We start from the raw sequence: 22,476 nt of genomic DNA, 5'->3' as shown, positions 1-22,476 counted from the left end.
ATCCGGAAATCAAAGAATATTCTTTGTATCTGAGAAATTGATTGTAAATATTATCAATATGGGCGCAACCATTACCTCTGTTATCTGTCGCAGTGACCAAACAGATGTTGTCTTGGGCTATGATACCATCGATGAATACCTGCGCTTCGATAATTATTTCGGTGCGACAATCGGACGCTGTGCAAACCGTATACGAAATGGCAGATTTGACCTTAACGGGAAAACCTATAAGCTGGACATCAATGATGCCTGCAATGCCCTGCATGGAGGAAAGGAAGGCTTTCATGCACGGCTGTTTGCGGCAGAAATACAGGGAGATACGCTCATTATGCAATATTTCAGCAGAGATATGGAGGAAGGCTATCCGGGCAATGTAAGCTTCCGTGTATCGTTCACGCTATGCGAAGATACACTCAGCGTACAATATCAGGCAGTTTCAGACAAGGACACCATTGTAAATTTCACCAATCATTCCTATTTTGCCCTGCAGGGTCAGGGAAAGGGAACGGTGGATCATCAGCTGCTGCGCATGCAGGCATCTCGGTATGCAGAAAATGATGAAAACCGCCTGGTGAGCGGTGTTATTAAGGAAACCGCAGGAACACCGTTTGACTTTACAAAGGAAAAAGCAATCGGTACAGACATAGGAAAGAAAGAGAATGAACAAATTCGTTATGCGAATGGCTATGATCATTACTTTCTCTTCAACGAACAACAGGAACACCGTGTGGAGGCATACGATCCGCGGAGTGGACACAGGCTGCGCATCACCTCAGACCTACCGGGCTTTCACTTCTATGTTCCGGATTATAAGGAAGCACATGCAGGAAAAGGGAATGCACAGTATAAAGGACATTGTGCATTCTGCATTGAGACATCCTTTATGCCGGATGCAATCAATTTACACGATCCATGTGAAACACTGTTGAAGGCACAAGAGGTTTTTACATCAGTAACAACCTATTCATTTCAATAATTAGGGATAATTGTATAGAATATATAAAATGCTGTAAGCTCTGGACGAAATACGGGTTTACAGTATTTTTTAATTTTAATTGTTTAGTTAATTTATGAAATAATTTCTGAGATAGTTTTAAAAACATAACATTTACATAATATAGTTATCACATTTTAATTATAACATGAAAAAATAGGGTTTTTAAGTCTGATTACATACTATATTTCAGATATAATGATTATATAAAAGTGGGTGGGTAAGTATGAAAAACACATATGTGAAAAAGGGAGTATTGGATTTGAAGTCATTATGACCATTCTTCAATCGTTTAAAGAAGATGGTCAATAAACATGAGTGCTATGCTGCTTTTTTAATACAGAAAAAGTATAAAATCATATACTAGGAGGAAAGGACGAAGCATATGAAAAGGAAACACAAATTTTATGTTATTGCTGTTATAATGACAATTGTATACAGCATTTCAACGGGGAGTATATTCGCAGCAACACCAAGACTAGGCGGTAGATATTCATCAGGTGTGGGGAATATCACGATATTTATTAACTACAATTCAGGTGCAGGATATTGGGAATCTTTTATAAAAAATGCGGCAAATAACTGGATGTATACAGGAAAGGGCGATAATCCCATATATATCAGCTTTGTAAGCAGCAATTATGGATCTTCAATGGATATATATTCAAAAAGGGATAGTTACTGGACAAGCCAAGGTTCATTTGGAGTTTTAGCCGAAACATTATTCTATAACAGCAGTTCAAAAAAGATGCAGCCCAATGCAGGAAACTGGCTCTATACAGAAATATACATTAATGATGATAATTATAAAAAGTCCAGCTTCAGCAATGATCAGGCATTAGGTACACTTATACATGAAATGGGACATGCATTCGGTCTTGCGCATTATAATTCAAATCCAAACAGCATTATGTGCCAAACAAAAAAAGGACGGAAAGTGCAGCGCGTGCAAAAAACAGATAATGACACGATAAACGCTATTTACTGAGAAAGGAAAACGACGATATGATAAAGAAAATGAATAGACTGTTGGTACTCTTTATTCTCCTTGCGGTTATCTGTTCAGGCTGTTCTTCACAGCATACAGAAAACAAGCAAATAAGTAAACCTGTTGAAGAGGTAAATGAACCATATGATGCTTATGCTAAAATTAAGTCAAAAGAAGTTATGAGTATACCAAATTCAGCAGAAATCGACGGGGATCCATCAGATAGTAATGAAATATATTCTAGAGTTACGGATATAGCAATAGTAAATATAGAATCTATTGATGGCGGAGATAATATAAATCAAAATACGAGTGAGTATATATACCCATTCACATATGGAAAAATGAAAATATTAGCTGTTTACAAAGGTGACCTTCAGGTAAATGCAACGATAGGTTATACGCGTATGGGAGGTATCATTCCATTTGATAAATACTATGCAAGTCTGTATCCTGAACAACAAAGTAAAATAGACAGAAATATGAAAGATGATAAACCGGAGTATGTTGAAATGATGTTTGAGGACGATATACAGATAGAGGCAGGTAAAACTTATCTAGTGTATTTAACATCATATCCACAATACAAGATTGATGATTTACCAGTATATAATATTGGCGGATGGGAAGGCGGATTACGTGAAATACAAGGGAATCCAAAAGCAAAAACAGGAGTCAAAGCATATAACAATTACACTGGTCAGTGGGATACACTGAATGAAATACTTCCCAAATCATGAAAACTAAGCTGATTCATAGTTTAGAATCGCTTGAATAAAGACTGCATGCTAAACAGCAAGCAGTTTTTTTGTTTCTGCAGCTATTATGAACCAGAGTACATTCCGCCCTTCTAGGTAATAAATTACTCATAAAACCCTTTCTGTTAAAGCTGGCATAACACTTAAAACAAGTAAAATTTATCCACCAATTTAAACATTCCTCCACCATGGCGTGTCTCTCTTATCGCACGAAGAATATAAAACAAGCGCAATAAAACACTATAAATGCATTATTTAACATTTATAAAACGCTTTCTTCTCTATTTTAAATAATTTACTGAAAGCTATACTTCCTTTATTTTTTTGTATTTATTCCCCTCGCAAGTAACAAAAGTACACCTATTGTAAAGAATATGAGTCGACTGGCATGTAAGCGCTTTGCTATAGTAGAAGTGTCAAGAACAAGTCGCATGACAACCCGGGAAAAGCTTCTTGAAAGTATACATGATTGTGAGGAAAAAGAATATGAATACTGAACGTAATGAAAACAAACAGATTGATCCTCAGCTGGAGGCGGTTTACAAGGACAGGAAATTCTTCGGACATCCACGCGGGCTGGGGGCACTCGCTGCGGGGAACTTCTTCAACTCATTCGCATGGGGCGGCGTCTATGCCATACTGATTTACTATCTCTACAGTCCATACACCAAAGGGCTGGGCTTTACTCAGGGGGAAGCTGCCAGCATGATTGCCGCAATGGGCGCATGCAACTCGCTGTTCGTTATTGTCGGAAGCTGGCTGAGTGACCGGGTACTGGGGCCTAGAAAAGCACTGGTTGTCGGAAATGTGGTCAAAGCGATATCCTTCGGACTACTCGCTGTACCGGCTTTCTCTTTAACACAGGGAAGAATCTTCGCTGTATTGTCTTTGATTTTGATGTCCCTGCCGATTATGGGGGCTGCCAATCCATCCATGACAGGGCTGCTCTATCGCAGTGATGACGATGGACGCCGTGACGCTGCCTTCACCATCCACAACGTTGCCAATGCAATTACCGGTATGATCTCACCGATCCTGATCGGCTTCATCGGTATGAGCGACTATCATCTGGGATTCTTCATCAGTGCCATGGCTGCACTTGCCTATGGTCTGGTCATTCTCTTTACAGGAAAACGCTTCTTTGGAACGATAGGGGAAAAGCCAGCCAATCCGGTATCCAGAGAAGAGCTGAAAAAAGCGGGGCTGCTGTTTGCCGGCGTTGTAATACTTCTGCTTGCAGGAATTGGTATCACAGTAAGTATGGGAGTCATGAATTTTGACGGTATCCTGAATATCATCACTACCTTCTCCTTCGTTATTCCAATCGTATTCCTGTACAAAATGTACACAAATAAAAACATCACAAAGGAAGAGCACACGAAAATGAAGCCGTTTTTGAAAATCTGGTGTGTACAATGTGTAGTTGCACTGTCTGCTGTTCTTCTGAATACGGCACTCGCGGTCTTCATTGAAGCGAAAATCGATCGTAACTTCATGGGGATTGAATTTGCCCCGGCAACCTTCACCTCAATCTATAATCTGCTAGGTCTGGTCATGGGTGCCTTCTTTGTCTGGGTCTGGGGCTCTACAAAATTCGGAAAGCTGAAGGTCACAAAGAAATTCTCCATCGGTGTACTGGTTAATGCCGCAGCCTATGCCGTACTTGCTGTTCCGGTACTGACCGGTGGAAAGGGAAGCATCTTCTCTCCGCTGTGGGTCGTGGGGTATTACTTTATTCTTACCATTGGAGATAACTTCATCAATCCGATTGGTGTATCCATGACTGCAAAGCTCGCTCCTGCATCCTATGAAACACAAATGCAGTCCGCATGGCAGCAGTCCAATTCCATCGCTAACGGTATCAGTATTATCGCCTTTAAATTCTTTGTGACAGCAGACCAGCAGATGATGATTTTCCCTATCATGACTGTGCTGTTAGTGGGGACCTGTCTGGTGCTGTTGAAAATGTCAAAGAAAATCGACGCCATTGTATAAGGAGGATGCTATGAATATGGAAATTCCTGAAATACGAAAAGCCAGAATGATCGATACCAGACGTCTGGAGGTCTTCTGGAGCCAGGCTGTTGTTAATTCCCAGTACAGCGAAAATATCGGTGTATATCATAAGGGGAGGCGCATTGCCACCTATGAGCGCAGTGATGATGAGGAATGGGACAGGGGAACCGTCTACGAGGAAGGAAAACGGAAGACCACCTATTTCATGAACGAGGAGATTGACTGTACGCATATGGAGGAATACAGCATTCAGGTACTGAAGAATATCCGCAGTACTGACGTACCGGGTATTCCCGCAGATCCACAGCGCTCCTATACCATCACCTATGAGCCATATTATACAAAATTCACCACCTGCGCCTGCGGTGTTGTGATAAAATCCAACAGCCGTGTCAGTGAGGAAGCACATGCCATGGCAAAGCCCATTGTGGATTTTATGCTGCTGAAGCTGCCGGAAGCCAGCGCAATCCTAAAAGGCGCCGGCGCTGAGCTTGCCATCTATGCTAAGGATGAGGATGCGTATGAAATCCCCGAACACCGTGCCGGCTGCTTGTTCCTACACCGCCCTGTGGAAGGCTTCGGCGGTACGATGGAAATACCGACAACCTCCATTTCAGAGGTAAATGTATTGCATATTCTGGAAGGAGAACACATTACACGCTATACGCATGAATGCATTCTGGTGCATGAATTTGCACATGCTGTGCATTTGATTGGCATCAATTATATGAAGGATACCTCACTGGCAGACGAATACAGAGCCATCTATGCGGCTGCCAAAGAGGAAGGACTGTGGCCGCATACCTATGCCATCAGCAATTATGAGGAATACTTTGCGACACTGTCTACCGTCTGGTTCAATGTCATGGAGGAAGGGAAGGATGGAACCTGGGATGGTACCCGTGGTCCTGTCAATACCCGTGCAGAGCTGAAGGAATACGATCAAAGAGCCTATGCATTTTTTGAAAAAATATATTCCTCGCAATATCTGCCTGCCCCATGGGATACGTATGAGGATGCATACGATATCCACGGAAACAGACGCTGATAGAATCAAGGAAAGGAAACAGAATATGAGTAAACAAGATATAGAAATCATAGAACAGGATATTGCCGCCCTGTATCTGGGAAACCTGAAAACCGTGGAGTTTGATCTGGAGCTTCCAGCGAAAGGGGCAAACGGCTCCGCAATCTCATGGAAATCCAGTGATGTGCGCTATCTTGAGGATACTGGAAGGGTACACCAGCTTGCCTATGGAAAAGGAAAGCGTGAGGTTGTTCTGACAGCAATCTTCTCCTATGGAAGCGAAGAGCTTGTGCGGGAGTATCCGGTAACCGTACTGGAAAAGAAAAATGATATTCAGGTGGAATCCATTTACAGCATTGATGTGGAGGCACTGCCAAATACAGAGGTGAAGCTGCCAGCGGTTGCCATCGTGGTTACAAAGGAACACAAAACGATTTCTCATGCAGTCACCTGGGATGATGGGGATGTACAGTGTTTTCAAACACTCGGTGATCAGGATATTCACGGCGTGCTGCAGGATACAGCCATAGAGGTACATGCCGTTGTCCATGTTCTGGAGTCATTGAAAAAGGATACAACCGTTCTTGAGAAAAAAGCAGAAAAATTTGCCAGAAGCGAGGTTTCCCTGTTGGAGGGCTCTTCCTTTAAGGAAGCTCAGGATCGTATGCTGGAGGTACTTCTTCATGTGAATGATGATCAGATGCTGTACAATTTCCGTGCCACCTGCGGTCTGGATACGCTGGGAGCACCGCAGATGATCGGCTGGGATACACCGGACAGCAAGCTGCGCGGGCATACAAGCGGACATTATCTTTCTGCCCTTGCCTATTGCTATGCCGCAACAAAGAATGAGGAAATCCGTCGCAAGGCCGATTATATGCTGCAGTCTCTAAAGGAATGTCAGGATGCGTTCGCTGATGTGGAAGGCTGTCATGAAGGCTTTCTGAGTGCCTATACAGAGGAGCAGTTTGACCTGCTTGAGAAATTTACACCCTATCCGGAAATCTGGGCACCGTATTATACGCTGCATAAAATACTGGCCGGTTTGATTGACTGCTATGAACAAATTCATCTGGATACAGCCCTGCATATGGCAGAGAAGCTGGGAGATTGGGTATACAACAGATTGAGCCGTCTGGATAATAAGACCCTGAAAAAGATGTGGAGTATCTATATCGCCGGAGAGTTTGGCGGTATGAATGAAAGCCTTGCACAGCTTTATCTGCTGCGTGGGAAAAAGGAGCATCTGGAAGCGGCAAAGCTCTTTGATAACGATAAGCTGTTTTATCCGATGAAACGAAATATTGATGCGATTGGCGGTATGCATGCGAATCAGCATATTCCCCAGATCATCGGTGCCATGAAGCTATTTGAAGCGACAAAGGATAAGACCTATTATCGCATTGCAAAATATTTCTGGGAAATCGTCACAGGAGCTCATTGCTACACGATTGGAGGCTGTGGAGAAACCGAGATGTTCCATCAGCCGAATGTGATCGGTGCCTTGCTGAGTGACAATACAGCTGAAAGCTGTGCATCCTATAATATGCTGAAGCTGACCAATGAGCTGTTTCAGTATGAACCGCATGCTGCCTATATGGACTACTATGAGCGGACGATGCAGAATCATATCCTCTCCAGCGGAGAACAGCGGCCTACCGGAGGCAGTACGTATTTCATGCCGCTGCGACCGGGAGGAAGAAAGCATTTTGATGATGAAAACAGCTGCTGTCACGGTACCGGGCTGGAAAATCATTTCCGTTACGGGGATGCCATCTATCATCATTCCTCCAGCTGTGTATATGTAAACCTCTTTGTATCCTCTACACTAACGAAAGAGAATATGACCATCACACAGAAGGCTTGCGAGGATCAGCCTGGAAATATCTCTCTGTCAGTTACCGGCGGGAATGGCAAAGAGCTGGCAATTCGTATACCGTCGTGGGCACGCAGTACATCTGTGTGCATGAATGGTAAGACTGTCGGGCAAACAGCCGCAGCCGATGGTTATCTGCATCTGTTTTTGCAGGAGGACACGGTACAGATCGATGCTGTGTTTGGCTGTGATTATTATCTGGAGGCAACACCGGATAGAAAAGAGCTGGTATCCTTGCACTATGGGCCATATGTGCTTGCGGCAGTAAATGAAACAGAAGCATATCTGAAGCTGCAGCTGAAGCCGGAGAAGCTCGCAGAACAGATTCATCAGATACCGGGAACTACACGTTTCCATGATGCGGCGGATCAGCTTGACTTTGTTCCTCTAAGTCAGATTGATTTGGAAGCATATCATGTATACTTCACTTTAGCTTAAGCTGAAAGCAGGCCCTGTTATTGCTTTGATTACGGGGTCTGCTTTGCCTTACCAGCGTGTTTGCGAAGGAGGAACAGTTGGCTGAAGGGTAAATTCTAGACTGTTTATATAGATGTAGAAATATAGAAAACCATATATAGGAGGAGTGATGATTTTGGATCGGATTACAGAAGCAAGAGAACAAATGAGAAAGCATGGTGTGGATGCCTTGCTGATCAGCAGTCAGTCCAATGTATATTATGTATCCGGGTTTTATGCAGAGGAAGGAGTTGCACAGGTTTTACTTACGCAGACGCACGCTATCCTTATGAGTGATGGCCGCTTTATGAGCGATGCGGCAGAACAGACAGAGGGCTTTGCTATACAGCGCTGGAAGTGCGATATGTTTACCGATCTGGGAAAGCTGATTGACAGCCTTGCCTTGCATCGGGTGTGGATTGACGGGGATGCAGTTTCCTATGCACAGGCTCAGACACTGAAAAAGAATACAAGCGCAGAAATTATCGAGGCTTTCAAGCTGCTTGAAGGTCTGCGTGCAGTGAAGGATGAAGAGGAATTATCCAAAATACGGGCTGCCTGTCGGATTGCGGACGAAGCATTTCAGGAAATCCTGAAGTTCCTGCGTCCGCAGATAAGTGAGCAGGAGGTTTGTAATGAACTGGAATATCAGCTGCGTAAACGAGGGGCGACGACCTGTTCGTTTGAAATGATTGTGGCAAGTGGCGCACGTGGGGCATTGCCGCATGGGGTCGCAACGAATAAGGTGATACAAGCAGGGGACATGGTGACAATGGACTTTGGTGCTTTGTATGAGCATTACCGCAGTGATATTACACGAACGGTGGCTGTTGGCGAGCCGGATGAGCGGCTAAAGGAAATCTACAGCATAGTTAAGGAAGCACAGCAGGTAGGACGTCAAAACCTGAAAGCAGGTGTGCGCAGCTGCGATCTGGAACAGAAAATCAGAGGGTTTATCGAGCAGAGCGGCTATTCCCTCATCCATGGTCCCGGACACAGCTTTGGTCTGGATATTCATGAAGCACCCTTTATCTCACGAACAAATAAGGAAGCGTTTCAAGAGGGAACTGTTATCACACTGGAGCCCGGAATCTATGTACCCGGTCTGGGCGGGATACGGATCGAGGATGACTTCCTGATTACAAGGGATGGCTGTGAAGCATTAACACATGCGGATAGAGAGCTTATTGTGCTTCCGTTTTAAGGAAACCGATGAAGCATAGCTAGGGAAGGCTGACGGCATCTGAGCAACAGCGGCTTACGCCTGTATTCGTTACAGTGCTGAAGGAGGTTTGGATAGCTGTCACCATGAGTTATGAACATAACAGGACCAGATGTCATGCAACCATCAGCATGTACAGCTGATGCAGATAGGAAGCGTTACAGCGAATCGTAAAAAGCAGACAGCGATTCAATGCGCGTTTATGAAGAAAATAGAAACTACAAAAAATCCACCGGAAAGCTGTTGAAAGGCTTTCTGGATTATGGGATAGGATTGATAAGGCTTTATAATTTAAGAATTTACTATAAAAAGCAGGAATCTTTGTGCAATCTTTATAGGATGCAGCGATGTCATGAGGGTTCCTCTTTTTGTCTATTCTCATGAAATAGTAACAAAAGTCCACCTAATGTAAGAAAATGATATCGACGTACGATTTTGCTTCTGTTATAGTGTACATAGCATGATTCACTATTTCATAAGGAGAGCAAGATTATGAAGAATCCAAACCTGGCTGCCATTTATGATGATCGCAGCTTTGCGGGACATCCGGGGGGACTGGGGATTCTGGCAGCAGGGAACTTTTTCAATTCGTTTGCATGGGGCGGTGTTTACGCTATTCTCATCTATTATCTGTATACGCCGTATACGCGGGGCTTGGGATTTACACAGGGACAGGCCGCCAGTATGATTGCCGCCATGGGAGCCTGTAATTCTCTTTTCATGATAGCGGGAAGCTGGCTGGCAGATCATGTGCTTGGGCCCTTACGTGCTCTGATGATCGGGAACATTGTTAAGGGAACCGGGTTTCTTTTGCTTGCATTTCCGCATTTTTCTCTGGAGCAGGGACGTTTCTTTGCATTTCTTGCCTTTGTCCTGATGTCGCTTCCCATTATGGGCGCCAGCAATGCATCCCTGACTGGTCAGCTCTATCGCAGTGATGATAATGGAAGAAGAGATGCAGCCTTCACCATGCATGCCATGGCGAATAATATGGGAGGCTTTCTTGCGCCGATTTTGATCGGTACGATCGGATTACAAAATTATCATGCCGGCTTCCTGATCAGTGCTCTTGCTGCCTATGCATACGGTCTTGCCATCGCGTTGGGAAGGAAGCGGTTTTTTCCCGGTATTTATCAGGCGTCTGCACGCAGGCAGCCGGTGATTCAAAACCGCAGACGGCTGCTGTATGCACTTGGTATATGCACGCTTGTTCTCCTGTTTGCAGCGGTGGGCATCGTGCATCACTGGATAAGCTTTGAAGCTCTGCTGCATGGGATCACCGCGGTGTCCTTTGTGGTCCCCATCGTCTTTCTGCTTCGCATTCGCAATCACGCTGCACTTTCCTTGCAGGAGCGGCAGCGGATGCGTCCCTTCTGCAAGCTGTTCGTAGTACAAGTGGTAATTGCTCTTTCTGCTGTTTTTATCAATACCGGATTAGCCGTGTTCATTGAAACCAGTATTGATCGCAGACTGTTTGGTATCACCGTGGCTCCGGCAGCCTTTACATCAATTTCCTCACTGATCGGGATATTGATGGGACCGTTGTTTGTCTGGCTGTGGACAAAAAAGCTGCGTACCGGCGTTCCTACCTCCAGAAAATTTATTCTCGGCATGCTTTTCATGAGTGCCGCCTATGCGATAGTATCCATACCGATTCTGCTTGGACAAAATGGTCTGTACAGTCCGCTCTGGCTGCTGGTGTATTTTGTTTTTCTCAACGCAGCCCAGAATTTATGTGAGCCCACCGGTATTTCCATGACCGCAAGGCTTGCTCCGAAAAACTACGAGGCGCAGCTGCAATCTGCCTGGTCGCAATCCAATACAATCGCCAATGGTATCAGCATTCTCGTTTTTCAGCTGGTTAATGATGCCCGCGGGCAGCTTCTCTTATTTCCACTGATGAGTCTGCTGCTGCTTTCTGGCGTACTGCTGTTTCATCGTTGGATAACAGGTATTGATGCGTATATGTAAATGATAAGGGAGGCTATGCGTATGTTTTATGTGAAAACAAATGTCGATCAGCCGGTGCATTTTGAAAGCGTCGGTATCTTTCTTTCCGATGACCGCTGGCGTCACGACCGCCGTATCATCGACAGCTATGAGATTATCGCCGTATACAGCGGGGTACTGTCCATTAAGGTCAACAGCACCTGTTATGAGGTACATCCCAATGAACTGCTGATTATACCGCCCTTTGCCTGCCATGAAGGGGTGCGCTACAGTGATAAGGGATTAAAATTTTTCTGGTGTCATTTCTCTGGCATCACCTTTGAAAAAATGAACAGAGATACCGTAGAAAAGCTAAGCAGTACCGATGCCTTCAAGGAAATGCTGCTCTTGCCGGAGTATACCTCGAAAATCAGTATGAATCGCGTGAATATACTGTTTAACCAGCTGCTTGATATTTATCAGGAAACAAAGTATGGAAGATATCTGAACTATTTCATGACAAGCATTCTTATGGAAATATCCTATCAGACACATCTTTCCTATTTTCCTAATGGAAAGACAAATGCCAACAGTACACAGCCGATACGGGACTGGGTGCGCATCCATGCATTTGAAAGCATCAGCGTGGAGTCCATCGCAGAACAATTCCGCTACAATAAGAGCTATCTGTCCCGTATGTTTAAGGAAAATGAAGGCATCAGCATCAAAGAGCTGATAACGAAATACCGCATTGAATATGCAAAATCACTACTTGTGAATTCCGATAAGGATATCCCTTCCATCGCCTATGAGGTCGGCTATGAGGATCCGAAATATTTCATGCGGGTCTTTAAAAAGGCGGAACAGGTAACACCGACCATTTATCGTAAAACATTTGCGCAAAAGCATTTCAATAAAAAATAGGAAGAGAACCGGCAGAGACGTTATGAATGACGGAATTTGGAGAACATTATGAAAACAGATCGTGAACGTATTGAGGAAGATATCGAGGCAGTAAATTTGGGGAATCTGAATACTGTCGAATTTGATTTAACGCTGCCTGCATATGGTGCTAACGGCAGCCGCATTACCTGGACATCGAGTGATACCCGGTTTTTGAAGCGTAACGGAAAAGTGATTCAGCCAAAAAACGGTACAGGGAAACGAATGGTCACATTGACTGGGAAATTCCAGTATCATGATGTCGTGGATGAAAAAGAATACAGTGTCACCATTCTGGAGCAGAGTCAGAAAATAGAGGCTTCCTATATTTATCCGATCCATGTCCGGGCACAGCTCAATAAAAGAACCGCCCTGCCATCCTGTGCAATTATGATCACCACGCAGGGGGAAACGCTGTCGCATACGGTGAACTGGATGGGAAATGAGGAGGTATGCTATCCTGCATGCGGAACCTATTCGCTCAAGGGTGTCCTTTTGGATAATACTGCAGAGGTGACGGCAGTGATTGAGGTTGTGGAGGAGGTTTCAAAGAAGCTTTCCGCACAAAGAAAACAGGTGACACCAATTCAGGGTGATGTCAGACTTCTGGATTCGGATTTTCGGGATGCACAGAATCGCCGACTGGCCTATTTGCTGGTGCAGGACGATGATCAGATGCTGTACAATTTCCGTACTGCCTGCGGATTGGACACCAAAGGTGCCCCTGCAATGAGTGGCTGGGATCATCCCGACAGCAAGCTGCGCGGTCACACCACGGGACATTATCTGTCTGCTCTGGCTGTCTGCTATCAAAGTGTGCCGCATCCGCTGATTCTGCACAAGGCACGCTATATGGTACAGGAGCTCGGCTTATGTCAGCAGGCATTTGAAAAGCTGGAGGGCTTTCAGGAGGGCTATCTTGGCGGCTTTGATGAAACTGCATATGACAGGCTGGAACGGTTTTCCCGCTATCCGGAAATATGGGCGCCCTATTATACAATGCATAAATATTTCGCAGGACTGCTGGACTGTTATGAGCTGCTGCATATCGAGGAGGCTTTGCTTATTGCGCGGAAGCTGGGAGACTGGGTCTATCGGCGGCTATCCCGCCTGAGCAAGCCGCAGCTGAAAACGATGTGGGGCATTTATATTGCCGGAGAATATGGCGGTATGAACGAGGTGCTGGCAAGGCTGTACCTGCACACCCGTGACCCTCATCATGTAAAGGCTGCCCAAATGTTTGATAATGACCGTCTGTTTGTACCAATGCAAAGCAATGTGGATGCTTTGTGCGGACTGCATGTAAATCAGCACATTCCACAGGTGCTGGGTGCGCTGAAAATATTTGAAGGGAATCATGTACAGGCATATTTTGATATCGCCAAAAACTTCTGGCATATGGTCATAAAGGATCACAGCTATGCAAACGGCGGTATTGGAGAGGGGGAAATTTTTCACGCTCCCGGAAGCATTGCGGCCATGATTGATGACAACACAGCAGAAACCTGTGCCTCCTATAATATGCTGAAGCTGAGTGCCGAACTGTTTGCATATGACCCGGACGTTGCCTATATGGATTATTATGAGCGTTGTATGATCAATCATATACTGGCAAGTGAATATCAGGCGATGGAGGGAGCAAGCACGTATTTCCTTCCCATGGAGCCCGGCTCCTGCAAGAGCGCATTGGATGAAAACAGCTGCTGTCATGGTACCGGAATGGAAAATCATTTCCGTTATCCAAGAGCGATTTATTTTCATTCGGACGAAATTCTGTATATCAATCTGTTCGTGGCATCAACGATGCACTGGGGGAATTTACAAGTCACCATGGATCTGGATATGTGCGAGCCTCAGAATATTCACCTACTTATACAAGGGGAGGCTGCTTGTGAAATTCGTATCCGCATACCCTATTGGACAGATGAAGTATCCCTGCTGTGTGATGGGACATCGCTCGCATATACAGAGAAGCAGGGGTATATATGTATTCACAAACAGCAGGAAGCAATGCGGATGCAGCTGCGATTCTCCATCTACAGCCGTCTGGAATTCACACCGGATGATCCTTTGGTTGCGGCAGTGTTTTACGGACCTTATCTGCTGGCAGCACTGCAGGAGGGACAGGATTATCTATCGACAACGCTGTCCTGTGATACAGTGCGCCAGCGCCTGCAGCCGATACCGGGGACGCTGCTGTTCTTTGATGAGGTGGATCAGCTGATGTATCGTCCTTTGTATCAGCTGCAAAAAGAACAGTATCATACCTATATACATGTAAAGCAGTAGGAATACTGCTTTTTAACAGCTGTTTCAAATGTGTACAGTATAAAAAACACCATCCGGCGTTTAGCGGATGGATATTGCGTTTCTATATGATATTTTAAAAGAAGTGTTGAAATTTCCTTCAGAATTCTATATGATTGTAATAAAAATTCAGGAGGTGTTTTATGTCGAAAAAATACCAGACAATGAAAAAAGCAATCAGAATGGAGATCAAGGAGCATAGGAAATCGTTTCTTGTATACCTCACACTGCGCGCACTTGTAATTCTTGTTATGATCCTTCAGATATTCAACAGGAACTTTGAAAATGTATTTTTATGCCTGTTGACGCTGATTTTGCTGATTGTACCGAGCTTTTTACAGGTAGAGCTGAAAATCGAGCTGCCGACAGCATTGGAAATCATCATTCTGCTGTTTATCTTTTCCGCAGAGATTTTAGGTGAAATCCAATCCTTTTATATTCTGATTCCCATGTGGGATACCATCCTTCATACGCTGAACGGCTTTCTTGCGGCAGCAATCGGCTTTTCGCTTGTGGATCTGTTGAATAATGATGATCGCTTGCAATTCCGTCTTTCTCCTGTGTTTATGGCACTGGTTGCGTTCTGCTTTTCCATGACGATCGGTGTTATATGGGAATTCTTTGAATTTGGCATGGATACCTTTCTGGGGACGGATATGCAGAAGGATACGATTGTACAGAGTATAACAACGGTTATGCTGGATCCTACCAACAGCAATATCCCGATTACGATCGATGGCATCCATTCTGTTGTGGTAAATGGAAAAGAGCTTGGTTTCAACGGGTATCTTGATATCGGACTGATCGATACCATGGAGGATCTGCTTGTCAATTTCATAGGAGCCTCAACATTTTCTATCCTTGGCTATTTTTATGTGAAAAAGCGTGGAAAGGGAGCTTTTACCAGACAATTCCTTCCTAGAAGGAAAACAAGAGATGCGGATTTTAAACGACTGGCCAGAAAGGAACTGGAGCAGGAGGAGCATGAAAAGCAGAAGGAAGCGGGAAAAGAGGCATCTTGAAATAAGATAAAAAAAGGATTGCGAACCCGCAATCCTTTTGGAATAATGAAGTATTAAATACGAATCATTTTACATAGTAGAAGTGCTATCCTCTAAAGCCTCGATAACACAGAACTTCTTATAAAAAGCGATGCCATAACCGATGATATCCTCATATCCCTCCGCCAGCTTACCTTCTATATATTGTTTATCCTTTATCTGCATACATGCCTGCTTTGCCGTGTTTTTTAATTCCGCAAGAGAATTCGCTGTTTTTAGTTCTAATATCATCCCCCGATCACTTAAAGAACGAGGCGCAACCGCTATATCAAATCTTCCCAAACCGGATTCCTGATTCGACATGATGCGATAATTGCATAACAAGCCTATTAGAATGCCATGATAGAATTTCTCATCATAGTCAAAATAGCTGATTGAAGTAAAAAGAAGGTCATTTAATATTTTGCTTGCTGATTTTACATCTTTCTTTAATAAGGCAGCTGCGAATTTCTTGGCATATGCCTCCGTTTGTTCCTGAAACCATTCTTCAAATATGAGGGTATAAATTCTGCTGATTTCTTTGTTAGGAATCATAAGCTGGTATATACTCTTTTCTTCGTCTATACATTTTATGACTTTCAAATACCCTGTAAATAGAAGAAAACTGTAAATGTTCTGTATTTTATCCATTTCACGGTAGGTAAGCTCATGTTTTATGGCTTTTTCAACCATCTTACCGGATGTCAATCGATCAAAATCCTCCCTCATATGTGAATTTGCTCTTTGAATATACTGATATATAATATCATTTCCACTCGTATTTGCCCAGAAAGATTCCGGTGTATCGTTTCCCTGCTTAATTTTTTGAACATATTTAAGTACGCTCCATGGATTGTATATCTCATTGTTTCCGAATAGATACCCATCATACCATTCTTTTATGGTTTGCTCATAAGATTTCAAATCGTAATTTTCAAGGAGTGTTATCGTTTCTTTTGGTGTAAATCCAAAGGACGTACTGGATTGATCTTCAGAAATGGAATATACATTAAAATTATTTAAGCCAGTAAAAATCGACTCTTTCGCAATTCTCAGGCATCCTGTCAGAATTCCCTTTTCCAATGCATCATTTGTTTTTAGGGCAGCACTGAACATACCGTTTAAAAAGTCTACCATTTCATCATAATACCCTTTTAAATATGCGCTTTGTAAAGGGACATCATATTCGTCAATCAAAAGGATAACATCTTTATGATAATGTTGCTTCAAGCAACCACAAAGAAACTTTAATGCATTCTGCAGATCAACATCACTTCGTGTACGCCGATAGTATGTGAAAAGCTGTTCTTTATCGAAAATATTTAATTCCTCACTTTCGAGTAATTCCTGATTCTTTCTGACAATGTCCTGGATTAGGATAGCGAACATTGCCTTTTGATTTTCAAATGTGTGTTTTTTCATATCTTTCAGAGTAATAAAAATAACCGGATATTGATTTTGGTATTGTAATGCGTCTGTATGATTGGCGATATCCATATTGTTAAAAAGATAAGCATTCTCCTTCTGCTTCATTGAGAAAAAATAATATAGCATGCTCATATTCAGTGTTTTACCCGCTACTAGCGCGCCTCTTGTCGGATACTAAAGGTTTCGACACTATATCGGTGAAAACGGCGTGGTCTGGTATATAATGCGACCTTTTCATTGATGATGTCTGTAATGAATGATGTTTTGTCTACATAATAACAGTCTTTGTCAATCAGTTCTTTGAAATCTTCTATTCCAATCGGCAAACGTTTCATATGATCAGCTCCTTAACTTTATCCTTATTATACCACGATACCAAAACCGTATCGTAAGGAAATCATGTTTTGCGTACATGGTCATACAAAAGGCATAATGCTATAAGGCATAGAAGATATAGAAGGCCTTTATTTCCCTTTCTTTCGTATGTTTTCATGTGAAAAGTACAGAAATAAGTGCTATACTATAGAAGTTGAAAAGAGGTGTCTATATGGAAATGCATAGAAATACACGCTGCTGGTGCGGCAGTGGAAAGAAATATAAGCAGTGCCATGAAAAATTTGATGAAAAGCTTGCACAACTGGCTAGAGAAGGACATATTGTTCCGGATCGGTCTCTGATTAAAAACAAGGAAGATATAATTGGTATAAAGAAAAGCGGGAATATCAATACCGGTGTACTGGATCATGTCGCAAAGCATATTCGTCCCGGTATGAGTACCGGAGAGATTGACCGTCTGGTATATGATTATACTGTATCCCATGGTGCTATTCCTGCGCCGTTGAATTACGAGGGCTTTCCCAAAAGCTGCTGTACATCCGTGAATGATGAGGTATGCCATGGAATTCCGGATGACAGTATCATCCTGCAGGAAGGCGATATTGTAAATGTCGATGTTTCTACGATTTTTCACGGCTACTATTCCGATGCTTCCCGTATGTTTATGATCGGTGAGGTAAGTGAAGAGGCAAAAAATCTGGTCGAGGTCACAAAGGAATGTCTGAAAATCGGCATGGATGCCGTCAAGCCGTGGGGCCATGTGGGTGATATCGGTGCTGCCATCCACAAATATGCGACAAGCAAGGGATACAGCGTTGTTGTGGATTTTGCAGGACATGGTGTTGGCAAGGAATTCCATGAAGACCCTGTAATCGGTCATGTCGGTCGTGCGGGCAGCGGTATGGTACTGGCTCCCGGCATGGTATTTACAATCGAGCCGATGATCAATATCGGAGATTACCATTTATATATCGATGCAGATAACGGATGGACATCCTATACAGAGGATGGCTCCTTGAGTGCACAGTGGGAGCATACCCTGCTGGTTACGGAACACGGCATTGAAATTCTAACGTATTGATGCAATAGAATATAGAGATGCCTGAATTCGTGTGAGCAACAAAATGTTTCTATAATATAAGCAGATAGTATATGTAGTATTTAAGACTTCATATGGTATCTGTTTTTTTACATCAGCTTCTTTGCACATGAACTGCCTGTGAAAAAGCATTTTTCATGTGTCTTCATTTGAATTTGCTGAGTCCTACGATTTTTGTCGCAAAAATGTCTTAAACATGCAGGTTTAAAGTGTTTTCATAGTGCCTGTATTGTGTTAAAGTAGTAATAAGATAGATCAGGGAGGTATGCATATGAAGAAAATCAGTGGCAATAAGTTATTGGTAAAGGCGCTTCAGGAAGAGGGTGTGGATACGATATTCGCCTATCCGGGAGCCTGTACGATCGATATCAGTGATGAATTATATAAGCAGAACAGTATAAAAATCATTCTTCCACGACAGGAAATCGCTCTCGTTCATGAAGCAGATGCCTATGCTCGTTCCACAGGGAAGGTGGGGGTATGTCTCGTTACCAGCGGACCGGGCGCAACGAATCTGGTTACCGGCCTTGCCACCGCTTATTATGACAGTGTTCCGCTTGTTTGCTTTACCGGACAGGTGGCACGGAATTTGATTGGAAATGATGCATTTCAGGAGGTTGATATCGTGGGTATTACCCGCAGTATCACCAAATACGGAGTTACGGTGCGCAACCGAGAGGATTTGGGGCGTATTATTAAGGAAGCCTTTTACATTGCGGCGAGTGGAAGACCCGGGCCGGTACTGATTGACCTCCCTAAGGATGTTATGGGAGAGCTGGGGGATGCGGATTATCCGGATAAGGTTGCTATACGCGGCTATAAGCCCAGCACCGGCGTACATATCGGACAGCTGAAGCGTGCAATCAAAATGCTGGGAAAGGTAAAACGCCCATTATTCCTAGCCGGGGGCGGAGTGAATATCGCGCACGCCAATGAGGATTTTACAAAGCTGGTAGAGAAAACCAATATCCCTGTTATAATAACGATTATGGGCAAGGGCGCGATTCCGAGCAATCATCCGCTGTATGTGGGAAATATCGGAATGCACGGTGCCTATGCCTGCAATATGGCTGTAAATGAATGCGATGTGCTGTTTTCCATCGGTACGAGATTTAATGACCGGATTACAGGGAAGCTGCATTCCTTTGCTCCGAATGCTAAAATTGTGCATATTGATATTGATACCGCCGCAATCTCTAAAAATATACAGGTAGATATCCCTATCGTTGCGGACGCCAAGGAAGCAATTGATAAAATGCTGGAGTATGTCAGTGAATATAATACAAAGAAATGGCTGGATCAGATAGAGGAATGGAAGCTGGAGCATCCACTCATGATGAAAAAGAAGCCGTATCTGACACCACAGGATATTCTTGAAACCATTAACCGGGTATTTGAGGAGCTGATCGTTGTTACCGATGTCGGGCAGCATCAGATGTTTACAGCACAATTTATCGAGCTGACAAACAAGAAGAAGCTGTTGATGTCCGGCGGCTTGGGAACGATGGGCTATGGTCTTCCCGGAGCCATCGGTGCAAAAATAGGAAATCCGGATACTCCTGTACTTTCCATTTCGGGAGATGGCGGAATGCAGATGAATATTCAGGAAATCGCAACAGCTGTTCTGGAAGAGCTGCCTATCATATCCTGCATTTTCAATAATAACAATCTGGGTATGGTACGGCAGTGGCAGAAGCTGTTTTATGGAAAGCGCTATGCCATGACCTGTCTTCGTGCAGGTGCCGCATGCCGTAATAAATGCGGAGAGGTTTCCTGCCCTACGTATACACCGGATTTTGTAAAGCTGGCGGAAAGCTATGGTGCTAAGGGAATTCGTGTAACAGAAAAGGAACAGATCGAGCCGGCTTTGAAGGAAGCGATGAGCAGCGAAAAAACGCCGGTTATCATCGAATTTATCATCAATCCGGAGGATCTTGTATATCCGATGATTCAGCCAAACGGAACCTTAAAGGACATGCTCATGGATTGTTAAACGGATGCTGAAACAGGAAGGAGAGAGTGGATATATGAACGGAAACGGTATGAAAAAACGTTGGATATCGCTGTATGTGGAAAACCAGGTAGGTGTTTTGTCTAAGATTTCCGGATTATTTTCCGGGAAATCATATAATCTTGACAGCCTTACCGTAGGAACAACAGAGGATTCCACGATATCGAGAATGACGATAGCGACAGTCAGTGATGATGAAACCTTTGAACAGATAAAAAAACAGCTGAACCGACTGGTGGAGGTTATCAAAGTGATAGATTTCACGGATATCTTTGTGAGGATGAAGGAAATCTTATATGTTAAGGTACAGAATTGCTCATTGCAGGAAAAAACAGAACTATTTCAGATTGCGCAGACATTCAAGGCAAAGGTGATCGATTATGGCAGAGACAGCCTTCTGCTTGAATTTGTACAGACAGCGACGAAGAATGATGCAGTTGTCAAGCTGATGAAAGAGGAATTCAAGGACATCGAGGTAGTTAGAGGCGGAAGTGTGGGAATTGAGTCAATCAGCATGATGGAGCGATGAAAAACACAGTGGGCTCAATAGTGTATATAACATGTAAATAAGGGATCAGAGCATCTGGTCCTTTTATTTGGCTGTTTGAAAAGACAATAAACGGCATAAGAATCTATACTTGCACATATGGGATATGTGGTATAATGAACAGGAAATGCGGAGGTATACACAATGGTAAAGCATATGTCATTTAGCTCACTGGAAGAAATCGATGCAAGTCTCTATGATTTTAAAATTCTGTTCGCGTATCATTCAAATAAAATAGAAAATGAAAGAATCGATTTTCATGACACAAGAGATATTTTTGAAAAGGGCTCTGTGAACGGTTATACCGGTGATTTGAGAACATTATATGAAATAGAAAATCAGGTGCATTGTTATAATTACTTAAAACCGCTTATCGTAGAAAAAAAAGCTCTGGATATAAGCTTTGTCAAGTGCATACATTATAAGCTTATGAAAGGTACGTATGATGATATTCGTTACCATGATAAACAAGAACGGCCGGGAGAATTCAAAAAACATGATTATGTATCCGGTAAGAATGAAATTGGCAGTTATCCTCATGAAGTTGAATCAGATGTGAAAGAGTTGTTGTCGGAGCTTAATACATATCAGGGTACAGATTACTTTACGGCTGGAGTATATCTTCATGCAATGTTTGAACATATACATCCCTTTGCGGACGGAAACGGCAGAGCAGGCAGGACATTGATGAATTATTATTTCATGATACATGATATTGCCCCTGTTATCATATACAATGAGGACAAGCCGGCGTATTATTTTGCACTGGAGGCCTTTGATCGCAAAGATAGTGATCTGACTCCTTTAAAAAGCTTTATACAGGAAGAGCAGGCAAAAACATGGTGCAAGAAAAAGGGTACAGAAAAAAAACGGCTGAGGGAATTTCTGGAGTAAATTGTATTTAAATAAGGAAGCATGCACCCCGTATGAGAACATGGGGATTGCATTGCTTCCTTTTCTTGTATCATATGCGAATAAGCAGCAGAGTCTCTGCCATATAAGCTGAGAATTACATCAATATGCGAATTGGCGGTAATAGCGTCTTGTTGTCAGATCATGACCGGTCACACGCTCATAATGAACTGCCAGCCGTTCATCGAGTATAGTAGTTACAATGGATGTGGCAATAATATCTGTAAATGCATCATCAATATCCGGGCATTGGTAATCGGCTACATCAATCACTTCAGCATGATTTGAAAATTAAAATCTTTCTACACAAAGACAGTTAGTATTTTACATTGGAAAAATAAAAAAGAGAATACAAGTACTGATGATAACATCAATAGCCTTGAACTCTCTTGTTTCGATGATTCATATATTCGCAAATGCTTGTTACTGACTTTGTGACATGTACCTTGGCTTTGGAATATTGGGAAGTATGCTGGTAACCTCCTGTATGTGTTTAGACCGACCCTGCGAGCCTTTATCAAATGAAAATTGTAAAAATGTTGGATGGTGGAGAACTTACTTTCCTCGATACACCTTACAGACTTTTGA

The 22,476-nt window shown here is 43.2% G+C and carries 18 protein-coding genes; 15 read left to right on the top strand and 3 right to left on the bottom strand.

All coding sequences use genetic code 11. From position 1 onward, the window contains the following. Positions 1–37: 37 nt before the first annotated feature. The 11 genes from NE665_RS13680 (at position 38) to NE665_RS13630 (ending at position 15,537) form a co-directional block, all read left to right on the top strand. Entirely contained in the window at positions 38–976 is a 939-nt protein-coding gene (locus tag NE665_RS13680) for an aldose epimerase family protein (protein WP_178760107.1), read from the top strand. 403 nt (positions 977–1,379) lie between these two features. Next, positions 1,380–1,982, top strand: coding sequence for a matrixin family metalloprotease (locus tag NE665_RS13675; protein WP_117443273.1), 603 nt, complete (start codon positions 1,380–1,382; stop codon positions 1,980–1,982). A gap of 17 nt (positions 1,983–1,999) precedes the next feature. Then, entirely contained in the window at positions 2,000–2,722 is a 723-nt protein-coding gene (locus NE665_RS13670) for a hypothetical protein (protein ID WP_117443272.1), read from the top strand. A 504-nt stretch (positions 2,723–3,226) separates the two neighbouring features. Then, the gene (locus NE665_RS13665) at positions 3,227–4,735 is read left to right on the top strand and encodes an oligopeptide:H+ symporter (RefSeq protein WP_117443271.1); all 1,509 of its coding nucleotides are present in this window, start codon (positions 3,227–3,229) and stop codon (positions 4,733–4,735) included. 10 nt (positions 4,736–4,745) lie between these two features. Next, on the top strand, positions 4,746–5,804 hold the full coding sequence (locus NE665_RS13660) for a hypothetical protein (RefSeq protein WP_233104691.1): 1,059 nt from the start codon (positions 4,746–4,748) through the stop codon (positions 5,802–5,804). A 25-nt stretch (positions 5,805–5,829) separates the two neighbouring features. Beyond that, positions 5,830–8,097 (top strand): beta-L-arabinofuranosidase domain-containing protein, encoded by a 2,268-nt coding sequence (locus NE665_RS13655; RefSeq protein WP_117443314.1) that lies wholly within the window; start codon positions 5,830–5,832, stop codon positions 8,095–8,097. 148 nt (positions 8,098–8,245) lie between these two features. Further along, on the top strand, positions 8,246–9,319 hold the full coding sequence (locus NE665_RS13650) for a Xaa-Pro peptidase family protein (protein ID WP_117443269.1): 1,074 nt from the start codon (positions 8,246–8,248) through the stop codon (positions 9,317–9,319). A gap of 510 nt (positions 9,320–9,829) precedes the next feature. Next, entirely contained in the window at positions 9,830–11,308 is a 1,479-nt protein-coding gene (locus tag NE665_RS13645) for an oligopeptide:H+ symporter (protein ID WP_117443268.1), read from the top strand. A 21-nt stretch (positions 11,309–11,329) separates the two neighbouring features. Beyond that, positions 11,330–12,190, top strand: a complete 861-nt coding sequence (locus NE665_RS13640) for an AraC family transcriptional regulator (protein WP_178760108.1) — start codon at positions 11,330–11,332, stop codon at positions 12,188–12,190. A gap of 48 nt (positions 12,191–12,238) precedes the next feature. Continuing rightward, the gene (locus NE665_RS13635; RefSeq protein WP_117443266.1) at positions 12,239–14,497 is read left to right on the top strand and encodes a beta-L-arabinofuranosidase domain-containing protein; all 2,259 of its coding nucleotides are present in this window, start codon (positions 12,239–12,241) and stop codon (positions 14,495–14,497) included. Between the two features lie 161 nt (positions 14,498–14,658). After that, entirely contained in the window at positions 14,659–15,537 is an 879-nt protein-coding gene (locus NE665_RS13630; RefSeq protein WP_117443265.1) for a hypothetical protein, read from the top strand. A 69-nt stretch (positions 15,538–15,606) separates the two neighbouring features. Here NE665_RS13630 and NE665_RS13625 read toward each other — a convergent pair whose 3' ends face one another. Beyond that, complete coding sequence (locus tag NE665_RS13625; RefSeq protein ID WP_256302555.1) at positions 15,607–17,121, bottom strand: AAA family ATPase; 1,515 nt, start codon at positions 17,119–17,121, stop codon at positions 15,607–15,609. A 14-nt stretch (positions 17,122–17,135) separates the two neighbouring features. After that, positions 17,136–17,318, bottom strand: a complete 183-nt coding sequence (locus NE665_RS13620; protein ID WP_256302553.1) for an AAA family ATPase — start codon at positions 17,316–17,318, stop codon at positions 17,136–17,138. 212 nt (positions 17,319–17,530) lie between these two features. Between NE665_RS13620 and NE665_RS13615 the strand changes: the two genes are divergently transcribed. The 4 genes from NE665_RS13615 to NE665_RS13600 all read left to right on the top strand — a co-directional run bounded on the left by NE665_RS13615 (position 17,531) and on the right by NE665_RS13600 (position 21,870). Continuing rightward, the gene (locus tag NE665_RS13615; protein ID WP_117443264.1) at positions 17,531–18,400 is read left to right on the top strand and encodes a methionyl aminopeptidase; all 870 of its coding nucleotides are present in this window, start codon (positions 17,531–17,533) and stop codon (positions 18,398–18,400) included. A gap of 289 nt (positions 18,401–18,689) precedes the next feature. After that, positions 18,690–20,411 (top strand): biosynthetic-type acetolactate synthase large subunit, encoded by a 1,722-nt coding sequence (ilvB, locus tag NE665_RS13610; RefSeq protein WP_178760109.1) that lies wholly within the window; start codon positions 18,690–18,692, stop codon positions 20,409–20,411. A gap of 49 nt (positions 20,412–20,460) precedes the next feature. Beyond that, positions 20,461–20,958 carry an acetolactate synthase small subunit gene (ilvN, locus tag NE665_RS13605; RefSeq protein WP_347285928.1) on the top strand — a complete coding sequence of 166 codons (498 nt, stop codon included), beginning with the start codon at positions 20,461–20,463 and terminating at the stop codon, positions 20,956–20,958. Positions 20,959–21,120: 162 nt separating this feature from the next. After that, positions 21,121–21,870, top strand: a complete 750-nt coding sequence (locus NE665_RS13600; protein ID WP_233104690.1) for a Fic family protein — start codon at positions 21,121–21,123, stop codon at positions 21,868–21,870. A gap of 120 nt (positions 21,871–21,990) precedes the next feature. Here the strand turns inward: NE665_RS13600 and NE665_RS13595 are convergent, their stop codons facing one another. After that, positions 21,991–22,161, bottom strand: a complete 171-nt coding sequence (locus tag NE665_RS13595) for a hypothetical protein (RefSeq protein ID WP_233104689.1) — start codon at positions 22,159–22,161, stop codon at positions 21,991–21,993. Positions 22,162–22,476 lie beyond the last annotated feature (315 nt).

The sequence above is a fragment of the Clostridium sp. DFI.1.208 genome, assembly GCF_024463855.1.
Classification (GTDB): domain Bacteria; phylum Bacillota_I; class Bacilli_A; order Erysipelotrichales; family Erysipelotrichaceae; genus Clostridium_AQ.
This window is presented reverse-complemented; position numbering and strand designations above follow the sequence as displayed.